The organism is Streptomyces sp. GL_140, assembly GCF_057834465.1.
Window position 1 is genome coordinate 8,141,995 of sequence record NZ_CM174404.1, and the last position, 24,199, is coordinate 8,166,193.

The window sequence follows — 24,199 nt, forward strand, 5'->3', positions numbered from 1 at the left end:
GGCGATCCGGTATCCATGGCCGACCTCCGAGGGTCCTGGAGAAGGTTCTCGTGGCTACCCCGTTCGGGGCGGTCGAGGCTGCTCGGGAAAGGACTGACACATGGACATCTGGTTGGCGGCGGTGCCCCTGGCCGGGCTCGCGATCCTTGCGATCGCCCTGGTGACCATTACCGCACTGGCACTGAAGGACACCCCCTCGCAGGACCGCGCCAGCATCCTGCACGCTGTCGCGGCATGCGTACGGGGACTTCGAGGACGCCGGTGACGATCCAGGCCCACAGGGTGCTGCAGAAGCCTTGGCGTTCGGGATTTCTCCTGCATGGGTGGGGTGTTGCGGGCTGAGCCGGTGAGGGCGGAGACGTTGACGGGCTTGCGGACCGACCGGGTCCTGTCGGTGGCGGTGTACTACCGCACGAACCTCACGATGCGACGGCTCGCTCCGATGCCAGTGCTGTGGCCGGAAGGGTTTGCCGGGTCGCGGAGCCCGGCGCGGCACCTCTCTTCCAGCTACCGCTGGGAGGTGCCCCGGCGTTGTCGGACCACGCAAGTACGTCCAGTACGAGCCGCGGCCCTCCGCCTTGCGATGCGCCGCACCGAACGCCGCGACCCGGCAAACCTTTCCGGCCACAGCACTAAGGGCGTGCAGATCTTTAACTCGTCGTTTTGACCTTGGTCTGGGTGGAGTCGGGAGCGAGGAACGTTGCGACGTCGGCTGGTGTGCGAAGGCGGGCGGTAGAGGGGGTGATGTGGTGACCGTGTGCTTCCAGGAGTGGTCGGACCTCCTGTTTCGCGCGGCTGATGGTCATGGCGGTGACGTCGAAGAGTTGGCCGAGTAGGTCCATGGTCGCGAGTTTCCGCAGGTGGAGCACGGTGGCCAGGACCCGGTCGGCTGGGGTGAGCTTGGCTTTGGCACCTGCGCCAGGGGCCATCAGACGCTCGTGACCGCGACGTGTTCGGAGCACTTGCTCGCGTTGAAGTTCCAGCGCTGGAGTCAGCGTGGCGATGAGCTCGCTGAGTTGTTGGCGGGTCATCCCGGTCAGTTCTGGGTCCTGCAGTGAACACCGTGTGAGGCGAGGCGGTCTGTTCGCCGGGGCCTGGACTGACGTGTTCTCGGTCGTCGCCGCGTCCATCGGATGCTGGGGGTGGAGGGTGTAGTTCCAGTCGCCGTGGAAGCGGTGCCGGGTGATCGGCAGGGCGGCGATCTCGTCGTCGCTGACCTGGATGCCGGTGGGGTAGGGGTTGGTGTCGAGTTCGGCGTGCACGGTCAGGCCGGTTTTGGTCGTGGTCGCCGCGATGCTCTCGACGATGACTTCGTGGCTGGTCAGCGGCCTTCCACGCCAGTTCATGGTGATGTGGGAGAACAGCCGGTGCTCGATCCGGTTCCACTTGGAAGTGCCGGGAGGCAGGTGGCAGACGGTGACCGTCATGCCGGCCTCGGCAGCAAACCTGGCAAGTTCGGTCTTCCAGGTGCGGGTGCGATAGCCGTTGGAGCCGCCCGCGTCGGCGGTGATCAGCAGTCGGCCGGCCGTCGGGTAGGTGGCCCGTCCGGTGGCGTTCCACCAACGGCGGATCGATTCGACGGCGAACGCGGCGGTGTCGTGGTCGGTGCCCACGTTGACCCAGCCGGTGTTCGCGGCGACGTCGTAGATGCCGTAGGGCACTGCTCTGCCCAGCTCGCGGTCGGGGAAGTCGTGGGTGTCGACTCGCACCGGCTCGCCTCTCGGCTCCCACTCACGGCCGTTGTTCTTGAATGGGCCGACCAGTTCCTGAAGTTTCCCCGTGATCTCGGACACTCGTTCGTTACGCGGCGAGGGTGTGCTGTTGCCGCTGTCGGGTCTCGGCTGGGGTGAGGTAGCCGAAGACCTTGTGCTTGCGGAGCCGGCGGCGGTTATAGAAGGTCTCGATGAAGTCGAAGACCTCGGCACGGGCGGTGGCCCGGTCGGGCCAGACGCGAGTGCCGATCTCTTCTTTGAGTAGGGCCCAGAAGCTCTCCGCGGCGGCGTTATCGAAGCAGGATCCGGTGCGTCCGCAGCTCTGGCGGAGGCCCAACTCGGCTATTTCACACCGGAATTGGTTGCTGGTGTATTCGCTACCGCGGTCCGAATGCACTATGCAGCCGGGCCTGAGGCGGCCGCGGCCGGCAGCCATCTTCAACGCGTCGACGACGAGGGTGGCGCGGTGGTGGTCGGCCATGGAGTAGCCGACGACCTCGCGGGTGGCCAGGTCCAGCCAGCAGGCGAGGTAGAGCCAGCCCTCGCCGGTGGGCAGGGCGGTGATGTCGCCGACCAGCTTCGCGCCGGGGATCTCGGCGTGGAAGTCGCGGCTGATCAGGTCCGGTGCCGGCTTCGCCTTCCTGTCAGGCCGGGTCAGCGATCGTCTCTTGCGACGGTGGGCGCCCTGGATGCCGTGCTCGCGCATCAGACGGGCGATGCGCTTGCGGTTCACGCACCGTCCCAGCCGCCGCAGTTCGGCGTGGATGCGCGGGACACCGTAGGTCTGGCGGGAGGCGACGTGGATGACGGCGATCTCGTGCACCAGGGCCTCGTCGGCTGCCAGGCGGGAGGCCCGGGACTTCGCCGCGGCGAGCCAGGCGTAGAAAGAGGAGCGGGCCACCTTCAGCAGCCTGCAGAGGAAAGCGACGCCGTGGGTGGTCTTCTCCGCCTCGATGAACGCGTACGTGTCGTTCACCGATCGCTCTCCTTCGCGAAGAAGACCGCGGCTTTTCGCAGTACCTCGATGGTCTTGGCCTGCTCGGCGGCGAGCTTGCGCAGCCGCTTGAGCTCCTCCCTCTCGGCCATGGTGAGCTCACCGGGCCGTCCCTCGCCCCGGTCCGTCTTGGCCTGGCGGTACCAGCCGCGCAGGGACTCCGAGCTGATGCCCAGGTCCCGGGCGACGGCGGTGACCGTCTTACCCGTGGAGTCGACGAGCGCGATCGCGTCCCGTTTGAACTCCTCGGTGTACCGCTTCGTGTACTTGCTTCCCACCTGGTGCTACTTCCTCTGGAACCTCGGGTCCCAGTCTCCAGGTGTCCACGATCAAGGGGAAGGTTCATCCTTCTTCTTCGTGTCCACGCTGATCACAGGAGCCCCGCAGTCCTGATGGCCGCGGGCCTGCTCGTTGAGGTACTGGAACTGTGCGTCCCGGTCGGGGTGCTGCTTGCCTTCCAGCGTCTTGGCGTTGCTCTGCAGGCTGAAGCCCTCCTCGCGCAGGAGGTCGCCCACCGTGTCCGCGGAGATCCTGTGGCCCTGTCGGGTCAGCTGCTCAGCGAGCTTGCGCGTGGATTTGGTAGTCCAGCGCAGCGGCGACATGGGATCTCCGCGGACGTCGGGCTCGACCAGCGCAAGAAGTGCCTCCCGAACAGCCGGGTTCCGCTCGGCGACGCGTTTGCGTCCGGCACCGGGCCGGCGGACGCGTCCCAAGGGGGCCTCTCCGGAGCCGAGTTCCCGTACTCCGGCAGACACCGTGGCCTCACGGACACTGGCGGCACGAGCGACCGCTCGGATCCCGCCATGGCCGAGAGACTGGGCCTCCGCCCCTATCAGCAGGCGACGCTGCCGCTCATCCAGATGCGGCAAAATCACCGCGAACTTGGCTGCCAGCACGGCCCGTTGCCCTTTCAACCCGCTCATGCCAGACCAACGAACCACCGAGTGGAAAGCTACGAGTTAAAGATCTGCACGCCCTAAGGCGAAGAGCGGCGTCACCGAGCCGATCGGGCTCCTGGTCGAGGCCGAACGTCGCAACAGCGACGATCCCAAGGCCGCCGCCGCGGACGCGGCTACTCCCGCTCTCCAACTCTCCACCCCGGCCCCCTGCCTACCCCGGCGCCAGCCTCCACTTCGGTGCGTCCGCCTCGGAGGTCCGGGCCCAGTAGAGCTTGGCGTCGAGGCCCAGTGCGGTGAGGAAGCCGCGCGGTCCGGTCCGGACGCCGGAGGGGGCACCCGATATGAGCAGCGCGGCGGTGCTCCACTGAGGTGTGCCGCTGCTCATCAGGGCCGTACCCAGGGTGCCGTCGGGGCCGCGGCCGGCTATGGCGGGGCCGCACAGGCCCACCGCGCCGTAGCCGCCCACTCCGCCCACGTCGAGCACGACCGGGCGGCCGGAGCCGTCGAGAACGGCCGTCTGGACGGCGCCCGAGTCGGGCTTGCGGAAGAACACCCGCACCCCGTCGCCGTCGGCGCAGGCGGAGAGCCCGCCGACCGTGGTCGCGGGCAGGCCGCTCGGTTGGGGGCGGACGGGGAGAGGGGCGCCGGGTTTGGGCTGGGCCCAGGTCAGAACGGACTCCGGGGTGGCGGCCAACACGTGGACGCGGCCGGCGCGGTCGGTCGTGGCGGCCGGGTCGCCGTGCAGCGCCGTGCCGCCGAGGTCGGTCCACGCGGACCACTTTCCCGTTGCGTCCTGCTCGCTCTGGTACAGCCTGAGGTCGCCTCCGCGCACGAACGCCATGAGGCGGCCGGAGCCGTCGACGGCGGGAGCCGGGGCCGACAGGTCGGACAGGGCGCTGGCGCCGCTCTGGGGCGGTGAGCCGAGCGGACGGAAGGGGCCGAAGTCGCCGTCGGGGCGTTGCTGGACGGCGGTGACGACCTCACGGCGGTAGTCGCCACCCGGGCCGAGGTGGGTGCAGGTGCCGAAAACGGCGATACGGCTGTCGGGCAGCCGTACTGAGGTGAGTCCGCCGTCGAGCAGCCCCTCCGCTGCCAGCAGTTTCGGGCCCGCCCACGTGTCGTTCGTGCCGGACGGCTTGTGCCAGACGGCGAGCTTCTGGTCGAGGACGCCGAATGCCCACAGGCTGCCGTCGTCGCCGGGCTGGAGCCAACTGGTCGAATTGGCGCGGGAATAGCGGACCGACTGAGCCCAATTGTTGCCGTACGGGCGATTGGAGACCTTGCGGTCGCCGCAACCTGCCTGGCTGCCGCAGAAGTTGTCCTTCGGGTCCATCCAAGCGTATGTCTTCACCGTCTCCGCCTTGGCATCCGCCTGGGCCTGGTCGAAGGTGTGCGGCAGGTAGCTGGTGTTGTAGCCGAGGTAGGTCTGGACGGTGAAGTTGGGGCGACCCGAGGTGGCCGCGTACTTCTGGAGCGCCGCCTGGGCGAAGCGGGCGCTGAAGACGTGGTCCTGGTGATCGACGATCTGATGCTTGACGCCCTCACGCGCCGGGCTGGGGTCCAGGGTGCGTATGTGGGTGGGGCGGAAGCGCTGCATCAGACCGACGAGCGCGTCGACCAGCTGGTCCTTGGTGTAGCTGATGGGCTTGGCCGGGGTACCGGATGAGAGGACGGGCTCCAGCGAGGGGGTCTGGCCGTTCCACAGGCCGCGAAGGCTGTGCGGTACGTCCTTGTACATCTCGCGGGCTTCGCGCACCTGCATCCAGACCAGGTTGATCTGCGGGTGTGCCTGAAGGGTGTCCAGCTCCGCGGAGCCGCCGCCGGTCGTGGGTATCGAGGTACGGGTCCAGGGGCTGGTCTTGTCGCCGGTGGCCATCTGCGCGTAAGCCGCGCGTATGCCGTTCTGCCTGGCCTCGGCGTACTGCGCCCGGTCGGCGGGCGGCATGGGGTGTCCCGCGGACGCGAATCCGGGGGCGTTGATGCCGTCGGCCTCCCCGGCCGTCACGTACACCGAGGTCATCGGGCGGCCGGAGCGCACCGAATGGCCCGTGTCCGGATTCATGAAGAACAGGTCGTCGTCGGCGTGGGCGACGATCTGCATCACCGACTCGCTGCTCACGAGGGGCGCCGCCGGGTCGCCGTGCGCTCCGGCACCGTCGTCCGTTCCATCCGTTCCGCCCGGCCAGGAAGTCACCGCGTACCCGGCGGCTCCGACTAGCGCCACCGCTGCGGACGTCAGCATGAAGTTTCTGCGGGACGGCGCGGCTCGGTGCCGACTGGACGTCATCTGTCGATCCTTCTGTGCCTCGGCCCGGCAGGCCTCGTTCTCGGGGAGTCAGCACCGGCCCTCCGTGTCCGGCCGCTGGTGCTGATCGGATCAGACGTGGTCAAGATCCGATCCAATGGAGAGATGAAGTGAGCCAAAGTTGGGTTCATTGCGACACGTGTATCTCGTGTCACACTTTGGTCACGCCCTCGGGCCGTGAGCCCGCGAGGCCCGTGGGGCTCGTCCTGTTGGGGCGGGCCGGTGCGTGGCGGGCTGCCCAGCCGGGCTTCGGCGCGGGACGAAAGGCCTTGCCGCACAGGTCCATGGCCATGCCCGATGCGCGGGTCAGTACGCTGCGGGCGCCGTCCGTCGGGCGCGAACCGAATGCGGTGGTCGTCAGCGCGACACCGCGGCCCGCTTCACCCGCGCCGACGCCACGGCGCGCATCACCGAGACCGCTGCGACGCTGGCCCGCACCGGCCGCCGCTTCTCGTGGTGGGTGGGGCCCGCCTCGACACCACCGGACCTCACCACCGGCCTGGCGGCGGCCGGTCTGCCGGTGTCCGAACGCGAGACGGCGATGTGGGCCGAACTGGACGACCCCCTGCCACTGCCGACGGTTCAAGGCCTGGAAATCCAGAGGGTGGCCACGCCCGAAGAGCTCGCCGACTCCGTCACGGTCCTCGCCGCGAACTGGGACCCGCCCGCTGAAACCGTCCGCCCCGCTCCTTCGCCCAGGCCGCCCCGCAGGCCCTGACCGAGCACTGCCCGGCCCGGTACCTGGTCGGCTAACACGCCGCTGATCACTTTCCTCATGGCGGCCAACGCCCCGCAAAGCCTGACCCCTGTCGGCTACCTCGCGGCGTTCCTCCTCGGTGGCACCGCCGCCTTGGCCGTCCTGCTGCTCCCCGCCGCGGCTTCCCCCATCGCGCCGCCGTTCGCCGGCCTGCGCATCGAAGCCCCCGGGCGACGGCTCGCCGACCACATCCGTCGGCGCAGCCCGCGGGCCCGCGACGCCGCACAGGCAGCCGTCTGCATCTGCGCCGGCTACCTGATCCTCACCGCGATGCACTGGCCCTTCGCCACTTGGGTCCTCGTCGGGGTCCTCACCACACTCCGCCCCTCCTGGGACGCAACACAGGCACGACTGGTCAAGCGCAGCATCGGCATGATCGGCGGATCCGCGCTCGCCGCGGTCCTCCTCCTGATCGGCGCCCACACCAGCTACTGGATCACCGCCGCACTCATCGCTGTCCTCGGCGGCCTCGCACGCCCGCTGCGCCAGTACAACTACGGCTAGTCCATCCTTGGCACGCCGGTCCTGCTGCTCCTCGCCGGTCTGGAAAGACCCCTCACCGCTACCGACTCCGCCTGGCGACTGGGCAACAACCTCCTCGGCGCCACCGTCACCCTGCTAGCCATCACCTTCCTGCCCCACCCCACCCAACGCCGCCCTGCACGATCACAGCAGGCCGGCAACAGCCCACCCCTGACTACCCCGCACCCCGATCGTGCCCAGCCGCTCGTCGCGTCAAGGCACGGCTGCGGAGAGGTACGCCGAGCCCTGGGTGCGCTTCGGATGGACGTCGATGACGAGCAGCTGCTGCGAGGGGCAGATTCTTCAGCCAGGGGTCGTTATCGCTTGTGGCGTCCAGTGCCTGCGATCCAGGCGGCGAGGAGGCCTCCTGGGTCGGCCGGTGTAAGAGAACTCCCCCGTGGAGTAGTAGCCGGCATCGCGGCTCTCTTGCCGTAGTCGGGGCGACGTTCAACTGCGCCCGGATATTCCTTCGTGCTGGCAGCCGGACTGGTTGGGGGAGTGGGGACCTTGCAGAACAAGCGCATGTGCCGTATCGCGGCGCCGACGCCGCTGTCAGTGCCCTTTGGTCGCGTTCGCACCGTCAACGAGGAGGCTGGGGCGCGGTTTCGTTGCCGTACCCGTGGGATCAATCCGCGCGACGAGGCAGGACCCGCCAGTGGGGCTCCAGGGGTATGAGGTGGCCGGCCGTCGAGCGGAGGTCCTCCTCCAGGTCCGCGCGGGTGAGCAGGGCAGGGAGGTGCCGGGCGACGTACCGCTCGTGGGCCTCAGGGCCGGACCACAGGGTGGTGACCAGGTGGTGCTCCTCGTCGAGCCGGGTGACTACTCCGGCGAGCATCCCTCCGGCCGCCGCCATGCCCGGTGCCCAAACGTCGCGCTGCACCTCCAGGAAGTACCTTTCACGGCCGGGCCGCAGCCGACAGTGGGCGACCCTCAGGAGCGTCGCACCTGCTAGGGCGTTGGGCAGGTCCGCCGCGTCACCTGCCATCTCCATGACGGTCTCACCAGCAGCGATCTCGATAGCGGTGTAGCTGTCCCGCTGGCCGCTGCCGGCGAACACCTCGTCGTGACGCTCGTCCATGAACCGCCCGTACGATTCGGCGTCGCGCCACAGGCTCAGAACATGTCCATGGCCGGAGACGGGGTCCCAGCCGCCCATCTGCCCGACGAGCCCCCGCTGGTCACCGATCGCCGCCCAGGCACGCTGCCCGGCGGAAAACCTCTCCCGCGCGCCCGCCCGCACACTGCACCGGATCCACTTTCCCCACACGCCGCTCCGCCCCTCCACCACACACTCCGAGCGCCCTGAGCGCCCCGACCCCAAAGATCATCGCCTGGAAGCCGGGGGTAGCGCGAGGCCATCCGGCATTGGTGACCACCACGTTGAACCGAACCGCCCCTGTAGCACGAGCCGGATACAGGGACCGAATTCCTGCCAGATTCCCGATGCTCCTGCAACGCCTGACGGTCAGTGGGTAGCGTCGGCGGTGAACACTCGGTCGGGGCGTGAGGTCGGCCGGGGCCGTCAAGAACAGAGGGAGCGAGTACTGATGCTGACTGTGGAGACGTCTCTGAAGGAAGCAATGACCTCGATCGAAGGGAGCATGGGGGCCGCGCTGGTCGACTACACGAGCGGCATGGCGCTGGGAACGCTGGGAGGGGGCAAGGACCTCGATCTGGCAGTGGCCGCGGCGGGGAACACCGATGTGATCCGGGCGAAGGTCCGCACCATCGAGATGCTGGGCCTCAAGGACGACATCGAAGACATGCTGATCACCCTCGGCAACCAGTACCACCTCATCCGGCTGATCAAGGGACGCGGAGGCAACGGCCTGTTCCTGTACATCGTCCTGGACAAGGGCCGGGCGAACCTGGCCATGGCCAGGCACCAGCTCAAGCGCATCGAGGCGGAACTGGAGTTGTAGCCGTCCTTCCTGTTTCCCGGCTCCGCATGCCCATGAGTTGAAAGAGTCTTCAATTCGCCACATCCGAATGTGATCAGGCAAGGGCAGGCGGGGGCCGGGAGACGGGACGATGCCTGGAGCTGGGCATCGAAGAGCTGACAGCTCCAGCTGCCAGCCCTGGAATGGTCGAACCCGATGGGGAGTGTTGTCGCATGCAGGTGCCGCTGTACCAGGCCAAGGCGGAGTTCTTCCGCATGCTCGGACATCCCGTCAGGATCCGGGTACTGGAACTGCTCCAGAACGGCCCTGTACCCGTACGCGAACTGCTGAACGAGATCGAGATCGAACCGTCCAACCTCTCCCAGCAACTCGCGGTACTGCGCCGGTCCGGCATCGTGGTTTCCATCCGCGACGGCTCCACCGTCAGTTACGCCCTCGCCGGCGGTGACGTGGCGGAACTCCTGCGCGCCGCACGACGCATCCTCACCGAACTCCTGGCCGGACAGAGCGAGCTCCTCGCCGAACTCCGGGACAACGACGCCTCGGTGCAGACGGGTCCGCCCACTCTGTGACGGCCCGACCCGAAATCACCCCGGCACGTTCTGTCCCAGTGACAGCCGGCGAGGACGCGAGGTCGTTGACGTTGCCGGGCGTGAGCACCATGCCAAGGGTGTCGGCCAGGACCTCGAACAGCACGCTCCGCACGGCCGGTTCGAGTGGTGCACGGGACAGCACCGGCGATCCGCCTGGCGCCTGGGTTCGGCGGAAGACCGTCGAGCGGCTGCGGGCGCGTCGTTGTCCTCGAAGGTCCGGTCCGGTCAGTTCAGCAGGGCAGCCGCGAACGTCCTGCGGTGGTCCACCAGCCAGGTCTGCATGCGGTCCCAGCGTTCCCATCCACCACGCTCGGCCAACACCTTGAGGTAGACGGGGTCTTCGTCGGCCACGCGGCGGGCGACGAAGGCCCGGCAGATCTCCGTGGCCTGCTCGATGACGCCGGGCAACTCGGCGCGCTCCCCAGCCGAGAGGCCGTAGCCGTCGGCAAGGATCCGCAGCCTTGCGGCCGCATCCAGCCCGGGGGGATGGAGAGCGGCCGCGGACTCGGGATCGAGCATGGGCACCCAGTACCGGGCGGTCATGGCGATGTCCCACAGGGCACGACCCGGGGCCGCCAGGTCGAAATCGATCAGGGCCGCGGCACGACCGTCGCGGAAGACGACGTTCTCCGGGCACACATCGTTGTGGCACAGCATCGTTCCCCCCTCCGGGTCGGCAAGGTCCCAGGTCCACTCGGCACGGGTGTCGACCTCGACGGCCGCGCTGGCCTCATGCAGACGCCGCAGCAGGCTCCCCACCGATTCGAGGGCGGAACTCGTCATCGCCCAGGCCGGGAACGGCGGCAGAGCCACGTCGCCAGGGATGAAAGTCAGCTGCTCACGGCCATCCGCGGTGAGACCGAGAGGGGTTGGCGCCGCGTCGAAGCCGTGCTCCTTCAGTCCAAGGAGATGGGCATGCAGGGCGCGCGCGTTGCGCGGTGCCGGTCGCTCGACCAACTCCCCCCGACGGCAGACCGCCCCCGCGTTCGCCATCCCGCCGACCAGCGCCTCGTCTTCAGCCGTCATGAGGATCACGCTATCGCCAGGCTGCCCCCGCGCTGCCGCATCCTCAACCACGAGGCCGGAGGTGTGATGACGGTGCTCCGGATCGAGCAGTGACAGAGTTGGGACGTTCGGGCCCCTCCGCACCTCTTTGAGGGAACACTTTCCGCCGCTACATTGCCCTCGGCCCCGCACCGGCGCGCGGGGGCGCAGCGGAAGAGGGGCGGGGGAAATGGGCTCTGGGGTCTTCGCGAGAGTGGGCGGGGCGATCAGCGGGAAGACGGCGGCTCTGGTGGCCGCCGGGGCTCTGGTGGTCAGTGGCGGCGTGGGCGCGGGCGTGTATCTGTCCGCGCGCGGGCCGCACGTCACGGTCGTGCAGCGCAGCACGCAGGTTCAGGTGCCGGCGGGCGGTGAGCAGGCGGTCGTGGCGGGCTGCCAGAAGCACGAGACCGCGCTCGGCGGCGGGTACGCGGTCGACGGCAGCGGCTTCGTGACGACCAGTGAGTTCGTCGGTTCGGCATGGCTGGCGGCGGCGTACAACCCGGGGGACGCGCCCGTCACCCTCACCTCGTACGCGTTGTGCGTGAACGCCAAGCCGGAGTTCGCACCGCACCAGGAGTTCAAGGACCGGGCCCACGCCTTCAAGGACCACGGGTCGAAGATCGAGAGCAACGACGCCGGTCCCATCCACGACCTGTCGACGGACGGTCCGTTCGCGGGGGCCTTCCGCAAGGCGGAAGCGATGCCCAATTGCGCGGGCGGCTACACGATGCTCGGAGTCGAGTTCCGGGCGGCGCGCAACGTCTCCGGGCGAGCCGTGGCGCCCGTACCCCTGGACAAGCTGACCACGTTCGAGGTGTCCGGGAAGCCCACGCCCGCGACCTGGATCATCTCGGTCAATCCGGGTACGGAACTGAGCACCGGCTCGTTCCGGCTGTTCAACTCCGAGGCGGTGGAGCGCAAGACCCGCATCCTGGACCCACAGCCCCCGCAGGCGAACTACGCCGTCGAGCTGCGGCCGGTCTGCGTCAGGCTGAAGGACGTCTCGATCGCCACCGCCACCGTCACGGTCGGGGCGGGGGGCACCGCGGACGCCTCCGTGAAGTGTCCCAAGGGACAGCTGGTACTCGGCGGAGGTTTCCGGTTCCCGGCGGACAACGAGCAGGGCAACGGACCGCAGCGCTACCTCGGCGACGGCTGGCTCTACGCGTCGGCGGACGGCCCCACACCGGGGCCGTCGGGCCGACAGGTGAAGGACTGGCACGTCACCGGTCACAACCAGCAACGGGCCGGCACCGACTACCACGACACGGTCTGGTTGGAGCATTCCGACGGCGAAACCCTCACGGGCGACGGTTACTTCGACAACCACGCGCACGGCGCCGGTGACATGGAGGTGCGCATCGTCCCCGTCCCCGACAGCCAGCGCATGGTCGCGAGCGCCGTCTGCGGCACCATCGACGCCGAGCCCACCTCGCCGGACAAGGGCGCCGCGCCGCCCACCGTCACCCACCCGGACCTGCCGCCCGCCGTCGACATCGGGCCCGCCACGGGCAAGCCCGCGCCCTCGTCCACCCCGAGCCCCACCGCCTCCGGCGCTTCGCCCTCGCCGAGCCCGAGCCCGAGCGGGTCGCCGGGCGCCTCCCCGACCACCCGTACGCCGACCACACCCGGCCGGACCTCGAGCGCCCCGAACCAGCCGCCCACCACACGGCCCGGCAACTCGCCCTCCGCGCAGCCGCAGAACCCGTCGGTGGCCATCGACCAGCCCGGTGGCGGCGGGAAGCTCCGGCGCGGCTGCGAGGAGTCGTTCAGCGGTACGGCGCACACGCGCCCGGGCAACCGGGCCATCACCGATCCGCAGGCCACCACCTGGCAGATCATCGGCCCGAATGGGCCGATCACGATCGGCGCCGGGGCGTCCGGCAAGTTCGTGGTACCGCTGCTGGCGGACGGGACCTACCAGCTCGTCTTCTCGGCGAGGGACACGGCCGCCGGGCTGACCGGGAGCGCGCAGATCTCGGTGCAGATCGTGGGGTGCCTGCGGTGACGCGCACGTCGGCCTTCATCGCAGCCGCCGGTGTGCGCACGCCACGCCCCATCCCCGGACCCACCAAGTAGATTCGGACCATGGTTCACGTACTCGGCAGCAGAATCCTGCTACGCCCCACGGATCCGGAACGTTCCCGAGCCTTCTACGGGGAAGCACTGGGCCTCGCCGTCTACCGCGAGTTCGGGACCGGGCCGGAACGCGGCACGGTCTACTTCCTCGGCGGTGGATTCCTGGAGGTATCGGGCCGCTCCGAGGAGCCACCGGCGCCCGGACTGCAGCTGTGGCTGCAGGTCGCCGACGCCCACGCCGCGCACGAGGAGCTGGTGGCGGCAGGGGTACGCGTACTGAGGGCGCCCGTGAAGGAACCGTGGGGGCTGGTCGAGATGTGGATCGCCGACCCGGACGGCGTGCGGATCGCGCTCGTCGAGGTCCCGGACGACCACCCCCTGCGCTATCGCCCCTGAGCGGCCGAGCCGGGCCGGGCGAGCCGGTTCACGGTGTCGACGACCTCGTCGGCGAGGGATACGTCGTCGCCGATGGTGAGGTAGGTGACGTCGGCGACGGTGTGGAGGCCGCGCACGAGGAAGGCGTAGTCCGCGCCCTCTTCGAGCAGCAGGACGATCGGCTTGCCCAGCGCGGAGGCCCAGCCGATCTCGATGTGGGTGCCGGGAGAGGCCGGGTGGCCGGGGAAGGCGACGAAGACGGTGCTCGCGGAGATCTCGTCGTAGTCCAGGCGGGTGCACTCGTCAGGGGTGAGGAACTTCGCGCCCCACGACTCGCGACGGTGGGCGTTGTAGACGTGGTAGTCCTCCGCCTCCAGGCGCTCGATGAGCGTCTCGAAGCGGGTACGGGCCTGCGTGCTCATGGCACCGTTCGCGTCGACGAGGGCCTTGAAGGGGCCGCCGAGGAAGACGCTGCGGGTCTGTTGGACGGCCGGGGCCGGGGCGGCGGACGTGGTGGCGGTAGCGGTGGTGGTCACTGCTTGACTCCCGTGACGATGAGGAACGGCGAGTGGACGGTCTCGGCCGGGGCCGCGCCGGGCAGGGCCGAGGTGTCGGTGAGGAGGGGTTCCTCGACGGTGAGGCCGGTGAAGCCCGCCCCGGTCAGGACGTCGAGGTAGGTCTGGCGGGGCCAGTGGTGATCGATGAGCTCCAACGGGTCGCCGCCACCGGGCTGGTCGAGGAGGACCTGGCGGCGCTCCCCGGGAGCGTAGGTACGGCCGGGTTCACCGCTGCGGAAGGTGGCGAAGCGGATGCCCGTGGTGGCGGGGTTGGTGTCGAGGACGGCGTAGCGGGCACCGGGCCGCAACACCCGGTACACCTCGGTGGCGATCTCCTGGAGGAGCGGGAGTTCCCCGACGTTGATGAAGACGTAGCAGGACATCGCCGCGTCGATCGAGTCGTCGGCCACGAAGGTGAGCTTGCCGCTGTCGATCTGCCGGTAGTCGATACGCGGGTGCGGCCGGCAGGTGCGGGCGATCTCCAGCATGCGCGGGGAGATGTCCGCGGCCACGACGTGGGCGTGCCCGCAGGCCTCGGTGACGCGGGTGGCGACCTTGCCCGGGCCGCAGCCGTAGTCGAGGACCGTGCGCACGGCGGGCGCGCCGATGCCGAGAGCGCGGAAGACGGCCGGGTAGCCGATGAGGCGCTCGGGGAGGTCGTCGTAGGCGTCGAAGCCGTCGGCGACGGAGGCGGTCAGCTGCCAGTGGGTGCTGGTCGTCATGGGCGGGATGCCTTTCAGCCTGCGACGGGGGCGGGGGCGATGGCGGGCCAGCGCTCTTCCAGGAGGCGCCGGTAGAGCGGTGGCAGGAGCGCGAGCTGCTCCTCGCCGACGTGTTCCCCGCACCGGATGCGGCGGTGGACCTCGAAGAGGACCAGCACGTGGGTCCAGTAGTCGGGCAGACCGTGCGAGCCGGGATCGGCCACGAGGGAGTGGCGGCCGCGCCGCAGCTGTTCCTCGACGGCCAGGACCTCGCGCACGTACGGCCAGTTGTCACCCTCGGGCATGGCGGGGAAGCGCCAGGCGGGCGGCTCGGCGGAGGCCGGGTCGGCGAGGACCTCCAGGGCACGGGCGTGGTCGGGGTCGTAGAGGTGGAGGGATCCGACCTGGTGCACGTACGAGCCGAGCGGGACGCCGAGTTCGCGGGCGAGCATCTCCTGGAGGAAGGTGAAGGAGAAGACGTCGCTGGTCATGCCGCGGTAGACGTCGTTGGCGCGCATGAACCCCACGCCGTGCAGGGCGCCCTCGCGCAGGAGGAACTGCAGGCCCAGGGTGCAGGAGACGTCCGGGTTGCCGGGTACCTGGAGCTCCTCGCCCCGGAAGATCTGGATGACGGCCCGCTTGGAGTCCGGATCCGTGCGCAAGGTCTCCACGACGGCCGGCCACTGGTCGGGCCTGCCCTCGCAGGCGCCGAAGAGCGAGCGGCCGTAGGCAGTGCCGGTCAGCCGCAGTCCGTCGGCCGAGTACTTGCGGATGCTCGGGGCGTAGTACCCGATGAAGTCGAGGTCGTCCCGGCCGGCCAAGTACCAGAGGGCCTCGGCGAAGTTGAAGACGATGTTGAGGCGGCGGGCGGGCACGAACGGCACCCGCTGGTCCGCCCGCGCGAGCCGGAAGCGCACGCCGAGCTGCTCGCGGCTGGCGTAGCCGCGGGGCGCGTTGCGATAGGCGGGCTCGTCGATCAACCACCGCAGCATGTGCGGGTAGGCATGGTGAAACGTTTCGAAGTCCACGAGGTCGCTCTCTGCTGCCGGTGATCCACTCCCGTGGGAACGTACTGTGCGGCGGCCTGGCCGCATTTCGTCCAAGAACGCGGGATTCCGGTCGAAGGTAGGGACAAGTCCTGGGGCGGAGCCGGTAGTTCGGTCATGGCGGCGTTCAGGTTCCGGGCGGACTCCCTCTCCCGCGATGGGGAATTGTCCGTCCATCGGGTGAACCAGTGAGCGGGAAAGCCGACATCGTCCCAGGTCAGCTACGGAAGAAACGTCAATCCGGCTCGCGCGCCGCACCTTGAGGGGCTGTTGCCGTGTGAAGGTCACAGACCAGCGGCCGTCGAACGACGGCGGGCGGATCCGGGAGGTTGCGATGGCCAACAGCGTGATGTCGGCGGCGGTGCTGAACGCTCTGGGCAAACCGCTGGAGATCGAACCCCGCCCCCGCCCCGTTCCAGGGCCGGGACAAGTGCTCGTCCGGGTCCGGGCGGCCGGGCTCTGCCACACCGACCTGCACCTGGCCGACGGATCCGCCGTCACCCCGCACCTGCCCATCGTGCTCGGACACGAGATCGCCGGCGAGGTCGCCGAGGTCGGTGAAGGAGTCGGCTTCACACCCGGGGGCCGGGTACTGGCGTACTACTACGAGGGCTGCGGGCGCTGCGCCTGGTGCGCGGACGGCTCGGAGAACCTCTGCCCGGCTCCCGCGGCGAAGGTCGGCTTCGATTCCGACGGCGGCCTGAGCGAGTACTACCTGGCCGGTGCCCGCTCCCTCGTGCCCATCGCGGATACGGTGTCCTTCGCCGAAGCCGCCGTGCTCGGCTGCTCGGGGACGACCGCGGTCCGCGTGGTCCGGGCCGTCGCCCGAACGGCCCCGGACGAGACCGTCGTGGTCATCGGCGCGGGCGGTGTCGGCCTCGCCGTCGTCCAGGTGGCCGTCGCCGACGGAGCCCGCGTCATCGCCGTCGACCCACACGCGCCGAGCAGGGAACAGGCCCGGCGCTACGGCGCCCACACCGTCATCGACCCCCGCGTCGGCGACCCCGTCACAGCAGTCCACGCGGCAACTGCCGGGCGGGGATGCCACGTTGCCATCGACACTGTCGGCAACAGGGACACCCCCGGCCAGGCCGTACGGATGACCGGAACCCGTGGCCGTGTGGTTCTCGTCGGCTACACGGGCAAGCCCTCCACCCTCGACGTCCTCGACGTGGTCGTACGGGAGACCGAGATCCGCGGCTCCGTAGGAGCCACGCTCGGCGACGCCCACACCGTCATGAAGATGGCCGGGGCGGGCCTCATCCACGGGCACGTGGAGGCCGAGTACCCCCTGGACCGGATCAACGAAGCCCTGGCCCGGCTTGCCGACGGCAACGTCACCGGACGCCTGGTCATCACCCCGTGACGGCAGCCGGAGCCGAAGGCCCCGAACAAGACCGCACCGACGGACGCCATCCGCCGCGACCCCACGCCCCAACAGCGACCTGCTCAAAGCGACGTTCGACAGGTCGCATCCGACGGAGACCCAGGGGGCTCCCGTGCGTCAGTGGGCGTTGGCGTATGCCTCGCGGATTTCGGCGCTGATTCGGCCGCGCTCGTTGACGCTGAGGCCGTTCTCCTTGGCCCAGGCGCGGATCAGCGCCGTGTTCTGCGCGGTGTCGACAGGGCGGGAACCAGAAGCCTTTGCCCGGCTTCCCCGGATCCGGCGCCCTGCTGACGTGAAGGGAGCCACGGCTTCCAGGAGCTTGTCGTAGCTGTCGAGCGCGAGGTCGATCTCGTACGCCACACCGTCGAGAACGAGGGTGTGGGTCGACACTTCCTGGGTCTCTTCACCAGTCAGGTCATCGGTGTAGACGGTCACGATTTTCTGGGCCATGGGATGATTCTATGTTGCCTTTCGGACGTCCGACGGCGGGGTCCGTACGGTCAGCGGCGGAGGCTCTGGGGGTCCCGCTCCCAAGGCGCCGGCCTCGGGTGCCCCGCCTCCGCCGTCGGCTACCTCGTCCGGGCCGGCCACCTGGTCGCTCGGCGGCGAGGCGGAGTTCCCCGACGTCAATCCGACCCAGTTGGCTGCGCCGGCCGACCGCCGGCTCCAGGCCAAGTCCTCGTCGTAGATGGGGCAGCCACCCCGACGGCCGACGGCAGGAATGCCGAACCGACCCCGCAGGGCTGATCGACTCCGAGTCTGTCCGCACCGCCGACACCGTCCCCACCGCAACCAGGGGCTTCGACGCGGGCAAAAAGTTCAAGGGACGCAAACGGTTCATCGTCACCGACACCCTCGTCCAGCCCAAGCGTTGGACTGTCGAACGTACCTTCTCGTGGCTCACCGCCCACCGACGTCTTGCCCGGGACTACGAGACCAGCCCGGCGCACGCCGAGACGATGATCCGCTGGGCGATGATCGGCGTAATGGTGAGTCGGCCAGCCCGAAGCCGAGCGGCCGTCCGGAGCCCGGCCCGCTGCTCCTCGCCGGCTCGGCTCAGGTGTCGTAGCAGCCGTTCCACGGCGCGTTGAAGGCCAGGCCGTCGGGATGGAACTCGGCCCACACACCGTCGTCCTCCTCATCCTCCTCGTCCACGTCTTCCTCCACGACCAGGCCGAACAGGGCTCCCTCGAACCGGACCTCGAAGGGCGCGATCACGATGTCCCGGTACTGCCGCTCCGGAAGAGCATCCAGCCACTCGGCAAGCAGCATCCGGGCCGATTCGATCGCCTTCTTTTCGCCGTCCGCCGTGGTGCCGGTGAACTGGATGCGCGAGTCCAGGTGCCGGCCGGCCCCGTCGAACCGATGGAGCACGGCGCACCAACGCTTCTGGGACTGCCAGTCGTCGCCGCTCCAGCCCTCGGGGAAGGCTGCAGTGACCGAGGCGAAGAACTGGCCGCCCTGCCACCGCCCGATGGTGCTCGTGCGGTAGTCAGGCTCGTGTCTGATTGGAATGACCTCGGGAACGCTCATGGGCGGAACCTTAGGTGCTACCTGTGACAACAGGAGGCAACGATTCCATCCTCCGTCCGTCCTGAACTAGATCTCAAACGCGGGCCGAGGGGTGGTTGTCTGTCAGCGTTGCCTCTCGGCGTTTTGTACTCGCGCTCGGTGATGGGGTTGTTGCGGGTTGGTTGAGAAGCGTCCTGTCGCCATGATCAAACAGTCACTACCCCCGCAATGGGGATAGAGCCAACTTCTGTGATGTAGCCGCTCAGGATGCTCCATGGGCCGCCTTGGTCCGGTGTCAGGGAGCGCTTTCCAGGCTGCTGGTGTCGTGTCCCCATGCCTTGAGCGTGCCCAGGCTGCGGTCTCGGTGGTGCCGGTCAGCTGGGCAGCTGACTCCCTGACGACCGGGTCAAGGTCGGTGAGGCGTGTGAGCACTGCGGGCAGGGGATCACCTCAGAGGCCGCCTCGGGACCGACGTGGTCTGACAGCCGGGGGTCTTGTCCAACGCGCCCGGGGGAGCGAGTGGTATTCGAAGAAATGAATCTTTATACGAGTGAAGGGGTTGATCATGGGCCGAACAGCGACTTTTAGTGATGTAGGCTGGCGTAAATTTTGTCCACCGCAGGCCTGCGCCCCTCGTGCCACCCCTTGAGGATCCGGGCGCGGCATAGGGGAGTTCGTGAAGTTACGTAAGAAGATTCCGGCGATTGCTCTCGGTGTGGTGTCGCTGACGGCGCCCTTAGTCGCTGCGGGACCCAGCATCGCGGCCACCGCGATCGAGATAAGGGCAAAGGCGGAGGGTTCCTCAGAGACTGAGGACGCAACGCTCACCGATGGCACGGGCAAGCCTTCCGGTGCCCTTTCGGAAACGGCCGCATCGCAGGCCCAGAAGGTTTTCACCACTGGTGAGATTACCGGTAAGAATTTCTCCTCGATCGGCCTCAACTGGAAGAAGGAGTCCCCGGTTGAAGACGGTCTGACCGCCGAGGCGCGGATCCACCGGAACGGCGCCTGGGGATCGTGGCGGAACGTTCCCCTTGAGCTTGAGGAGGTGGACGAGGAAGCGAAGAGGGCTGGCGCCCCTGCCTTCTACTCGGGCGACGCGGACGGGGTGGAGGTCCGTTTCACGTCCTCGAAGGCCAGTCTGCCGCACGACCTGCGACTGTCCTTGATCGATCCGGCCCGGACTCCTGCCGTGTCTTCCCGGGCCCCGGCCCCGAGTCGCCAGCCGCGGTCCGCGCCGGTCGACCAGCCGGGCGTGAAGCAGCGCAAGGACTGGGGTGCCGACGAGTCACTCGCCGATCCGGGGTACAAACTGCAGCCCTCCATCAAGGCGGCCCTCGTCCACCACACCGTGACGGGGAACAACACCTACACCCAAGAACAGGTGCCACAGATCATCAATGGCATCTACGTGGACCTCATCAAGAACCGTGGTTACGGTGACTTCCCCTACCACTTCATCGTCGACCGTTTCGGCGGAGTCTGGGAGGGCCGCAAGGGCTCCATCGAAATGAAGCCGGGAAGCGCCATTCCCGGCATTCTCGGCGGCCATGCCACGGGCTTCAACACGAACACCTTCGGTGTGGCGATGCTCGGCAACTTCGAGCCGAACAACAGCGAGAGCGGCGACGACACCGGCCCGGACCCGAAACCCAGCGAAGCCATGTTCGACAGCCTCGCCGACGTGCTCGCGTGGAAGCTCGGCCAGTATCAGCTGAACCCGGAAGGCTCGACGCAGCTCGTCTCGGCCGGTGGGGGTGGCACCAACCCGTATCCGAAGGGCCAGGTCCTCGACGTGGACGTCATCTCCAGCCACCGGGACGTCAACGCCACGGCCTGTCCGGGCGCCAAGCTGTACGAGATGCTCCCCGACCTGCGCAAAAAGGTCGCCGACCGGCTCGGATAGGGAACCAACAGCTGCGTTGTCAGCAGGGCGAGTGCTCCCGGGGCCCGTCGAACCGCCATGCCCGCCCGTCGGCGTCAGGACAGCTTCTGCCAGGCCCGCTCTGGTAGCTTGCCGGCCAGGGCGTCGGCCCTGAACTTGCCTGCCCGGGTGCTGATTTCGGCTGAGCGGGCGACGGCTGGGACGTGTCCCATGCCGCGCGCTCCAGTGCGGCCCGCAGTTTCGGGTTGCCGCCATACAGCTCTCGGTCCACCGCGGCGTGCCCGCGGCTGCTGGCGTAGACGAGGTAGACGGCGACCTGGACGTTCTCGATCCGGCCCGCAGTGCCGGTGTACTGCCGCTGGACCCCGACGGTGTGCGTGCCCTTCTTGTTCTTGCGCGGCAGGTCCGCCAGCAGACCGAGCACCAGCCGCCCGGCCCGGCGCCGGGGTTCAACCCGTGCAAAGCGGCCCGCGATCCGGCCCCAACAGGGCCTCGGACTCACCCTGCCAACGGGCGGGATCCATGCTGTGACCTGCGGCCACCGTCTCTTCGTCAGTCCACACAACTTACGATGATCAGCGGTGGCCGCACCCGTGCCCGTGTCGGAACCCGCGAAAGATTTCATTGCTGACGTGGGCACGACCGGTGTGCTACGCCGTGTAGTCATGCTCAGTCCGGAGCAGAGTGCGGTGCCATTGCGTGCCGTCCGACTCGCCGGTGTTGCCGGAAGTGATCGCCCTCTGATTCATCTGCGGACCGGCCCGGTGGGGGGCGTCAGGTATGTCGGTGGGATCGGTTCAGCGGTGCAGGTTCTGGGAGAGGTTCCGCATGGCGTCGATGGTTTCCTGCTCGTCCTGCTGTGTGCCGTGGTCGCTGAGTTTCACCATCACGGTGCGCTCGGCCGGATTGACGTAGATGTACTGGCCGTAGATGCCTACCGCGCTGAAGTCGCCCGTGGCGCCGCTGGGATGCCACCACTGAGCGGAGTAGCTCCATCCGTCGGCCATGGTCGCCACGGGGGTGCTCAGGCGGTCGATCCAGGCTTGCGGGACGACCTGGCGGTCGCCGACCCGGCCGTTGTCAAGGACGAGCTGTCCTATCTTGGCGAAGTCACGGGCGGTGGCGTTCAGGCAGCAGAAGGCCTTCTCCATGCCGCCCTCGCTGTCCAGGTTCCAGGTGGCAGCGGCTTCGGCGCCCATCGGCTGCCAGATGCGCTCCTGGAGTAGCGCCGCCACGGATTTGCCCTCCACATGGTGCAGGATCTGGCCCAGGAGCTGGGTGTCCACGCTGCGGTAGTCGCTCGTGCTGCCCGGGGTGAAACGCAAGGTGCGGTTGTCCTTGATGAAGTTCGGCAGGTCGGTGGTGAGGTACATCCTCGGGGTGCCGATCAGTGGTATGCGGCTGTATTCCTCGCTCACGTCGATGCCGCTGCTCATGTCCAGCAGGTGCCGCACGGTGATGCGGTCGTAGGCGCCGCCCTTCTTGAGTTGGGGCAGCAAGTCCACCAGAAGGTCGTCCTCGCGCAAGTGCCCTTCGGCGATGGACTGTCCGACCATCAGGGAGATCACGGACTTCGCAGTGGACCAGGAGGCATGGCGGGTCTGGGCGCCGACGCCGTCGCGGTACCACTCGTGGATCAGGTGACCGTCGCGCAGGACCAGGAAGGCGTTGGTGTGGGTGTCCATCAGGAATTGCCGGGTGTCCTTGCGCCCGTCCTTCCACACCACGGTGGCAGGCAGGTCCAGCGAGGCCTTCTGCAGCGGTACCGGTTCGGTTGACGCGAGCACTGTGCGGGCCGGGAAGAGGGCGCCTTGCTGCGAGGGCGGGGTGTTCGACAGACGGATGAGGGAGAGGGGCGACGGAAGGCTGAGGGCTGCCGTGGCCGCCCAGGAGCCGGCGATCAGAACGGTCAGAGCCGTCGGTACGGCGATGGCGGCCCGCCGGTTCCGGCCGAGGAATGCACGCAGGGGCGAAGAGGGTGACAAGGGAGTCTCCTGAGCCGTGAATGACAGTCGTTATGGATGACAGTCGTTATGGATGACGACTGTAATCTATGCTGGTTTCCCGAGCAACCGAAGAGAGAAGATCCCGATGCCCCAAGCCCCTGACAACCGCCGTGCGGAACTCCTCGACGCCGTCGTCGCCCACCTGACCGAGCACGGAATCGCCAGCCTCTCGCTGCGCCCTCTGGCCAAGGCGCTGGGGCAGAGCACCTACGTGCTCACCTACCACTTCAAAGACAAGAGCGGTCTGCTCGCCGCCGTCCTCGACCACCTCGACCAACAGGAACGGGAGGCGCTGCAGAAGTGGGCCTCCCAGGCGCCGCCGGGCTCGCCGGGCGCGGGGATCCTCGCCTTCTGGCATTGGCAGACCAGGCCGGAGGCACTCCCGCTCCTCCGCCTCAACTACGAGATCTTCGGCCTGCTGTCGAGCCGACGCATCAGCGGCCACCACCCGCGCATGATCGAGGACTGGATCGACTTCATCGATCACCAGCTCACGGCGTACGGCCGGGGAGCCCGGGCAGCCCGCATCGATGCCACCCTGATCTCCGCGGCCTTCTCCGGGCTGACTCAGGACTACCTCATCACGGGCGACACCCCCAGGATCGAGGAGGCCCTGGCCCGCCTCGCCGAATTCACTGATGCGTCGAGGCCGGACGGCAGGTAGCCCCGGCCGCACCTGGGGTCACTACGGCTGGAGTACTAGGGGAGAACGGCCCTGATCGTGACCGCCATGCCGGCCCCCGTACGGTGCGGAGCGGCGGGCTTGCGCGGAGGTGGGCGGGGCGCCGTGCGTCGGCCCCGGTATCGGGGACGACCAACTGCTCAGGGAGCTCCTGTTGGCACGGGTGATCCTGGTCGAGGTCCCGGCTACCAGGAGCTCCGTCGTCGCGAGCCGCGGCCGCCGGAGTCAGTCCAGTCCGATGCGCCGGGACAGCCATTCGAGCGTCATGGCAGTGCAGCGCGTGTGGAATTTGCGTAGGTTCGGCCGGGTCGGTTGGACCGGCTGCTGGGAGCTCCACGCCCAGTGCCCCAAATATGCCGCCAGCATGCAGTTGATATCGGCTGGCGAGACTTCTCGGGTGAGGGGGTTCGAATGGACGATCGCCTCTGGATCGAGGGAATCGGATGTCACCGCAAGGAACATGACGAGATCCACCCACGGTGCACCCACGCAGGCTCGTTCCCAGTCCACTATGACGACCTCCCCAGATGGGGTGTAGAGCATATTGTGCGGGAACAGATCACCATGGAGCAGCGCATCCCCCTGGCATGCCGCGGCCCAGCCCGACTCCATTTCCACCAGTCGCCCGACGTGGCGGTGGCATCGTGAATCCAGACCAGGCGGGATCCCGTTGGTGGCGAAGAGTTGCCAAGCGCGCCGGTTCGCAAGGAATACCTCTTCGATGGGAGGGAGCATTCTCTTGAGATGGGGTGTGATGTTCCCCGGGATCAGCGTCATGGTGTCGATTGCTGCCAGGAGTTCCGCCGGCTTTGAGGGGGCGGGCGGGTGTCCTTCGATGTCCGCGAATGCCAGGACCGTCCAGCCGTGCAAGTCTTCGTCCATGAACAGGACCCGCGGCATGAAGGCGATGGATGGGGCCAGGACGCGCGCCTTCTCGCCTTCCGTTCGGTAGCGGACGGACAGTTCGTCACCTGCTGGGATCGCCTTGATGAAGGCCCTGGATCCATTGGCGAAAACAAGGCGGGCGGCGACTCCGTATGAAAACCCACTGTCCTGAGTCTCTGCCCTTACTGCTGGGCCGCCAAGAGACAGCTCCACAGATTCCCTCACGCGTGCGGGAATATCGCCCCACGGCAATCGGATGGCGGTGCCTGTGCCTGTGCTCATCGTTCTCCCTCTTGACTGTGATCTACGGGATTGCGTTCCCGCGGCATCAAGACGGTTGTAAGTCACAGGATTGTC

The 24,199-nt window shown here is 68.4% G+C and carries 22 protein-coding genes and 6 pseudogenes; 12 read left to right on the forward strand and 16 right to left on the reverse strand.

What is annotated here, in order from left to right; all coding sequences use genetic code 11:
- Positions 1-100: 100 nt before the first annotated feature.
- Positions 101-265, forward strand: coding sequence for a hypothetical protein (locus AC3IYJ_RS37880; protein WP_489399046.1), 165 nt, complete (start codon positions 101-103; stop codon positions 263-265).
- Between the two features lie 54 nt (positions 266-319).
- Positions 320-445, forward strand: a pseudogene (locus tag AC3IYJ_RS37885) (IS5/IS1182 family transposase); the annotation flags it as partial.
- A gap of 205 nt (positions 446-650) precedes the next feature.
- Here AC3IYJ_RS37885 and AC3IYJ_RS37890 read toward each other — a convergent pair.
- The 6 genes and pseudogenes from AC3IYJ_RS37890 to AC3IYJ_RS37915 form a co-directional block, all read right to left on the reverse strand.
- Positions 651-1,130 (reverse strand): helix-turn-helix domain-containing protein, encoded by a 480-nt coding sequence (locus AC3IYJ_RS37890; RefSeq protein WP_489403048.1) that lies wholly within the window; start codon positions 1,128-1,130, stop codon positions 651-653.
- Between the two features lie 6 nt (positions 1,131-1,136).
- A pseudogene (locus tag AC3IYJ_RS37895) lies at positions 1,137-1,775 on the reverse strand (ISAzo13 family transposase); the annotation flags it as partial.
- 25 nt (positions 1,776-1,800) lie between these two features.
- Positions 1,801-2,688 carry an IS3 family transposase gene (locus tag AC3IYJ_RS37900; RefSeq protein WP_489396336.1) on the reverse strand — a complete coding sequence of 296 codons (888 nt, stop codon included), beginning with the start codon at positions 2,686-2,688 and terminating at the stop codon, positions 1,801-1,803.
- On the reverse strand, positions 2,685-2,984 hold the full coding sequence (locus AC3IYJ_RS37905; RefSeq protein WP_489396335.1) for a transposase: 300 nt from the start codon (positions 2,982-2,984) through the stop codon (positions 2,685-2,687). The genes AC3IYJ_RS37900 and AC3IYJ_RS37905 overlap by 4 nt, the downstream gene beginning before the upstream one ends.
- Positions 2,985-3,050: 66 nt before the next feature.
- Positions 3,051-3,629: pseudogene (locus AC3IYJ_RS37910) on the reverse strand (ISAzo13 family transposase); the annotation flags it as partial.
- A 187-nt stretch (positions 3,630-3,816) separates the two neighbouring features.
- The gene (locus AC3IYJ_RS37915; RefSeq protein ID WP_489399047.1) at positions 3,817-5,847 is read right to left on the reverse strand and encodes a PIG-L family deacetylase; all 2,031 of its coding nucleotides are present in this window, start codon (positions 5,845-5,847) and stop codon (positions 3,817-3,819) included.
- A 289-nt stretch (positions 5,848-6,136) separates the two neighbouring features.
- On the opposite strand from AC3IYJ_RS37915, the pseudogene AC3IYJ_RS37920 reads away from it, so the two are divergent.
- Both AC3IYJ_RS37920 and AC3IYJ_RS37925 read left to right on the forward strand, forming a co-directional pair.
- Positions 6,137-6,660, forward strand: a pseudogene (locus tag AC3IYJ_RS37920) (GNAT family N-acetyltransferase); the annotation flags it as partial.
- Positions 6,661-6,685: 25 nt separating this feature from the next.
- Positions 6,686-7,171, forward strand: a complete 486-nt coding sequence (locus AC3IYJ_RS37925; protein WP_489399048.1) for an FUSC family protein — start codon at positions 6,686-6,688, stop codon at positions 7,169-7,171.
- Positions 7,172-7,814: 643 nt separating this feature from the next.
- On the opposite strand, the gene AC3IYJ_RS37930 is transcribed toward AC3IYJ_RS37925, so the two are convergent.
- On the reverse strand, positions 7,815-8,456 hold the full coding sequence (locus tag AC3IYJ_RS37930; protein WP_489399049.1) for a DUF4937 domain-containing protein: 642 nt from the start codon (positions 8,454-8,456) through the stop codon (positions 7,815-7,817).
- Between the two features lie 280 nt (positions 8,457-8,736).
- On the opposite strand from AC3IYJ_RS37930, the gene AC3IYJ_RS37935 reads away from it, so the two are divergent.
- Both AC3IYJ_RS37935 and AC3IYJ_RS37940 read left to right on the forward strand, forming a co-directional pair.
- Positions 8,737-9,111: a hypothetical protein gene (locus AC3IYJ_RS37935; RefSeq protein WP_489399050.1), complete on the forward strand. Its 375-nt coding sequence runs from the start codon at positions 8,737-8,739 to the stop codon at positions 9,109-9,111.
- A 191-nt stretch (positions 9,112-9,302) separates the two neighbouring features.
- Entirely contained in the window at positions 9,303-9,662 is a 360-nt protein-coding gene (locus AC3IYJ_RS37940; protein ID WP_489399051.1) for an ArsR/SmtB family transcription factor, read from the forward strand.
- A gap of 246 nt (positions 9,663-9,908) precedes the next feature.
- Here the strand turns inward: AC3IYJ_RS37940 and AC3IYJ_RS37945 are convergent, their stop codons facing one another.
- Positions 9,909-10,709, reverse strand: a complete 801-nt coding sequence (locus AC3IYJ_RS37945) for a phosphotransferase (protein ID WP_489399052.1) — start codon at positions 10,707-10,709, stop codon at positions 9,909-9,911.
- A 208-nt stretch (positions 10,710-10,917) separates the two neighbouring features.
- On the opposite strand from AC3IYJ_RS37945, the gene AC3IYJ_RS37950 reads away from it, so the two are divergent.
- Entirely contained in the window at positions 10,918-12,735 is a 1,818-nt protein-coding gene (locus AC3IYJ_RS37950) for a hypothetical protein (RefSeq protein WP_489399053.1), read from the forward strand.
- Positions 12,736-12,815: 80 nt separating this feature from the next.
- Positions 12,816-13,202, forward strand: coding sequence for a VOC family protein (locus AC3IYJ_RS37955; protein ID WP_489399054.1), 387 nt, complete (start codon positions 12,816-12,818; stop codon positions 13,200-13,202).
- On the opposite strand, the gene AC3IYJ_RS37960 is transcribed toward AC3IYJ_RS37955, so the two are convergent.
- Genes AC3IYJ_RS37960 through AC3IYJ_RS37970 form a run of 3 tightly spaced genes read right to left on the reverse strand, consistent with a single transcriptional unit; the run spans position 13,190 to position 15,662 of the window.
- Entirely contained in the window at positions 13,190-13,717 is a 528-nt protein-coding gene (locus tag AC3IYJ_RS37960; protein WP_489399055.1) for a nucleoside 2-deoxyribosyltransferase, read from the reverse strand. The genes AC3IYJ_RS37955 and AC3IYJ_RS37960 overlap by 13 nt on opposite strands.
- Positions 13,714-14,460 (reverse strand): class I SAM-dependent methyltransferase, encoded by a 747-nt coding sequence (locus tag AC3IYJ_RS37965; RefSeq protein ID WP_489399056.1) that lies wholly within the window; start codon positions 14,458-14,460, stop codon positions 13,714-13,716. The genes AC3IYJ_RS37960 and AC3IYJ_RS37965 overlap by 4 nt, the downstream gene beginning before the upstream one ends.
- A gap of 14 nt (positions 14,461-14,474) precedes the next feature.
- Entirely contained in the window at positions 14,475-15,662 is a 1,188-nt protein-coding gene (locus AC3IYJ_RS37970; RefSeq protein WP_489399057.1) for a thymidylate synthase, read from the reverse strand.
- A gap of 157 nt (positions 15,663-15,819) precedes the next feature.
- Here AC3IYJ_RS37970 and AC3IYJ_RS37975 point away from each other — a divergent pair, with 157 nt between their 5' ends.
- On the forward strand, positions 15,820-16,851 hold the full coding sequence (locus AC3IYJ_RS37975) for an alcohol dehydrogenase catalytic domain-containing protein (protein ID WP_489399058.1): 1,032 nt from the start codon (positions 15,820-15,822) through the stop codon (positions 16,849-16,851).
- A gap of 138 nt (positions 16,852-16,989) precedes the next feature.
- Here AC3IYJ_RS37975 and AC3IYJ_RS37980 read toward each other — a convergent pair whose 3' ends face one another.
- On the reverse strand, positions 16,990-17,322 hold the full coding sequence (locus tag AC3IYJ_RS37980) for a histone-like nucleoid-structuring protein Lsr2 (RefSeq protein WP_489399059.1): 333 nt from the start codon (positions 17,320-17,322) through the stop codon (positions 16,990-16,992).
- A 261-nt stretch (positions 17,323-17,583) separates the two neighbouring features.
- Between AC3IYJ_RS37980 and AC3IYJ_RS37985 the strand changes: the two are divergent.
- Positions 17,584-17,963 (forward strand): annotated as a pseudogene (locus tag AC3IYJ_RS37985) (hypothetical protein); the annotation flags it as partial.
- On the opposite strand, the gene AC3IYJ_RS37990 reads toward AC3IYJ_RS37985, so the two are convergent.
- Positions 17,929-18,405, reverse strand: a complete 477-nt coding sequence (locus tag AC3IYJ_RS37990) for a hypothetical protein (protein WP_489399060.1) — start codon at positions 18,403-18,405, stop codon at positions 17,929-17,931. The pseudogene AC3IYJ_RS37985 and the gene AC3IYJ_RS37990 sit on opposite strands and share 35 nt — an antisense overlap.
- 655 nt (positions 18,406-19,060) lie before the next feature.
- On the opposite strand from AC3IYJ_RS37990, the gene AC3IYJ_RS37995 reads away from it, so the two are divergent.
- Positions 19,061-20,290 carry an N-acetylmuramoyl-L-alanine amidase gene (locus AC3IYJ_RS37995; protein ID WP_489399061.1) on the forward strand — a complete coding sequence of 410 codons (1,230 nt, stop codon included), beginning with the start codon at positions 19,061-19,063 and terminating at the stop codon, positions 20,288-20,290.
- 232 nt (positions 20,291-20,522) lie between these two features.
- On the opposite strand, the pseudogene AC3IYJ_RS38000 reads toward AC3IYJ_RS37995, so the two are convergent.
- Both AC3IYJ_RS38000 and AC3IYJ_RS38005 read right to left on the reverse strand, forming a co-directional pair.
- Positions 20,523-20,793, reverse strand: a pseudogene (locus tag AC3IYJ_RS38000) (transposase); the annotation flags it as partial.
- A gap of 273 nt (positions 20,794-21,066) precedes the next feature.
- Positions 21,067-22,254, reverse strand: coding sequence for a serine hydrolase domain-containing protein (locus AC3IYJ_RS38005; RefSeq protein WP_489399062.1), 1,188 nt, complete (start codon positions 22,252-22,254; stop codon positions 21,067-21,069).
- Between the two features lie 106 nt (positions 22,255-22,360).
- Between AC3IYJ_RS38005 and AC3IYJ_RS38010 the strand changes: the two genes are divergently transcribed.
- The gene (locus AC3IYJ_RS38010) at positions 22,361-22,939 is read left to right on the forward strand and encodes a TetR/AcrR family transcriptional regulator (protein ID WP_489399063.1); all 579 of its coding nucleotides are present in this window, start codon (positions 22,361-22,363) and stop codon (positions 22,937-22,939) included.
- Positions 22,940-23,182: 243 nt separating this feature from the next.
- Here the strand turns inward: AC3IYJ_RS38010 and AC3IYJ_RS38015 are convergent, their stop codons facing one another.
- Positions 23,183-24,124: a phosphotransferase gene (locus AC3IYJ_RS38015; RefSeq protein ID WP_489399064.1), complete on the reverse strand. Its 942-nt coding sequence runs from the start codon at positions 24,122-24,124 to the stop codon at positions 23,183-23,185.
- Positions 24,125-24,199 lie beyond the last annotated feature (75 nt).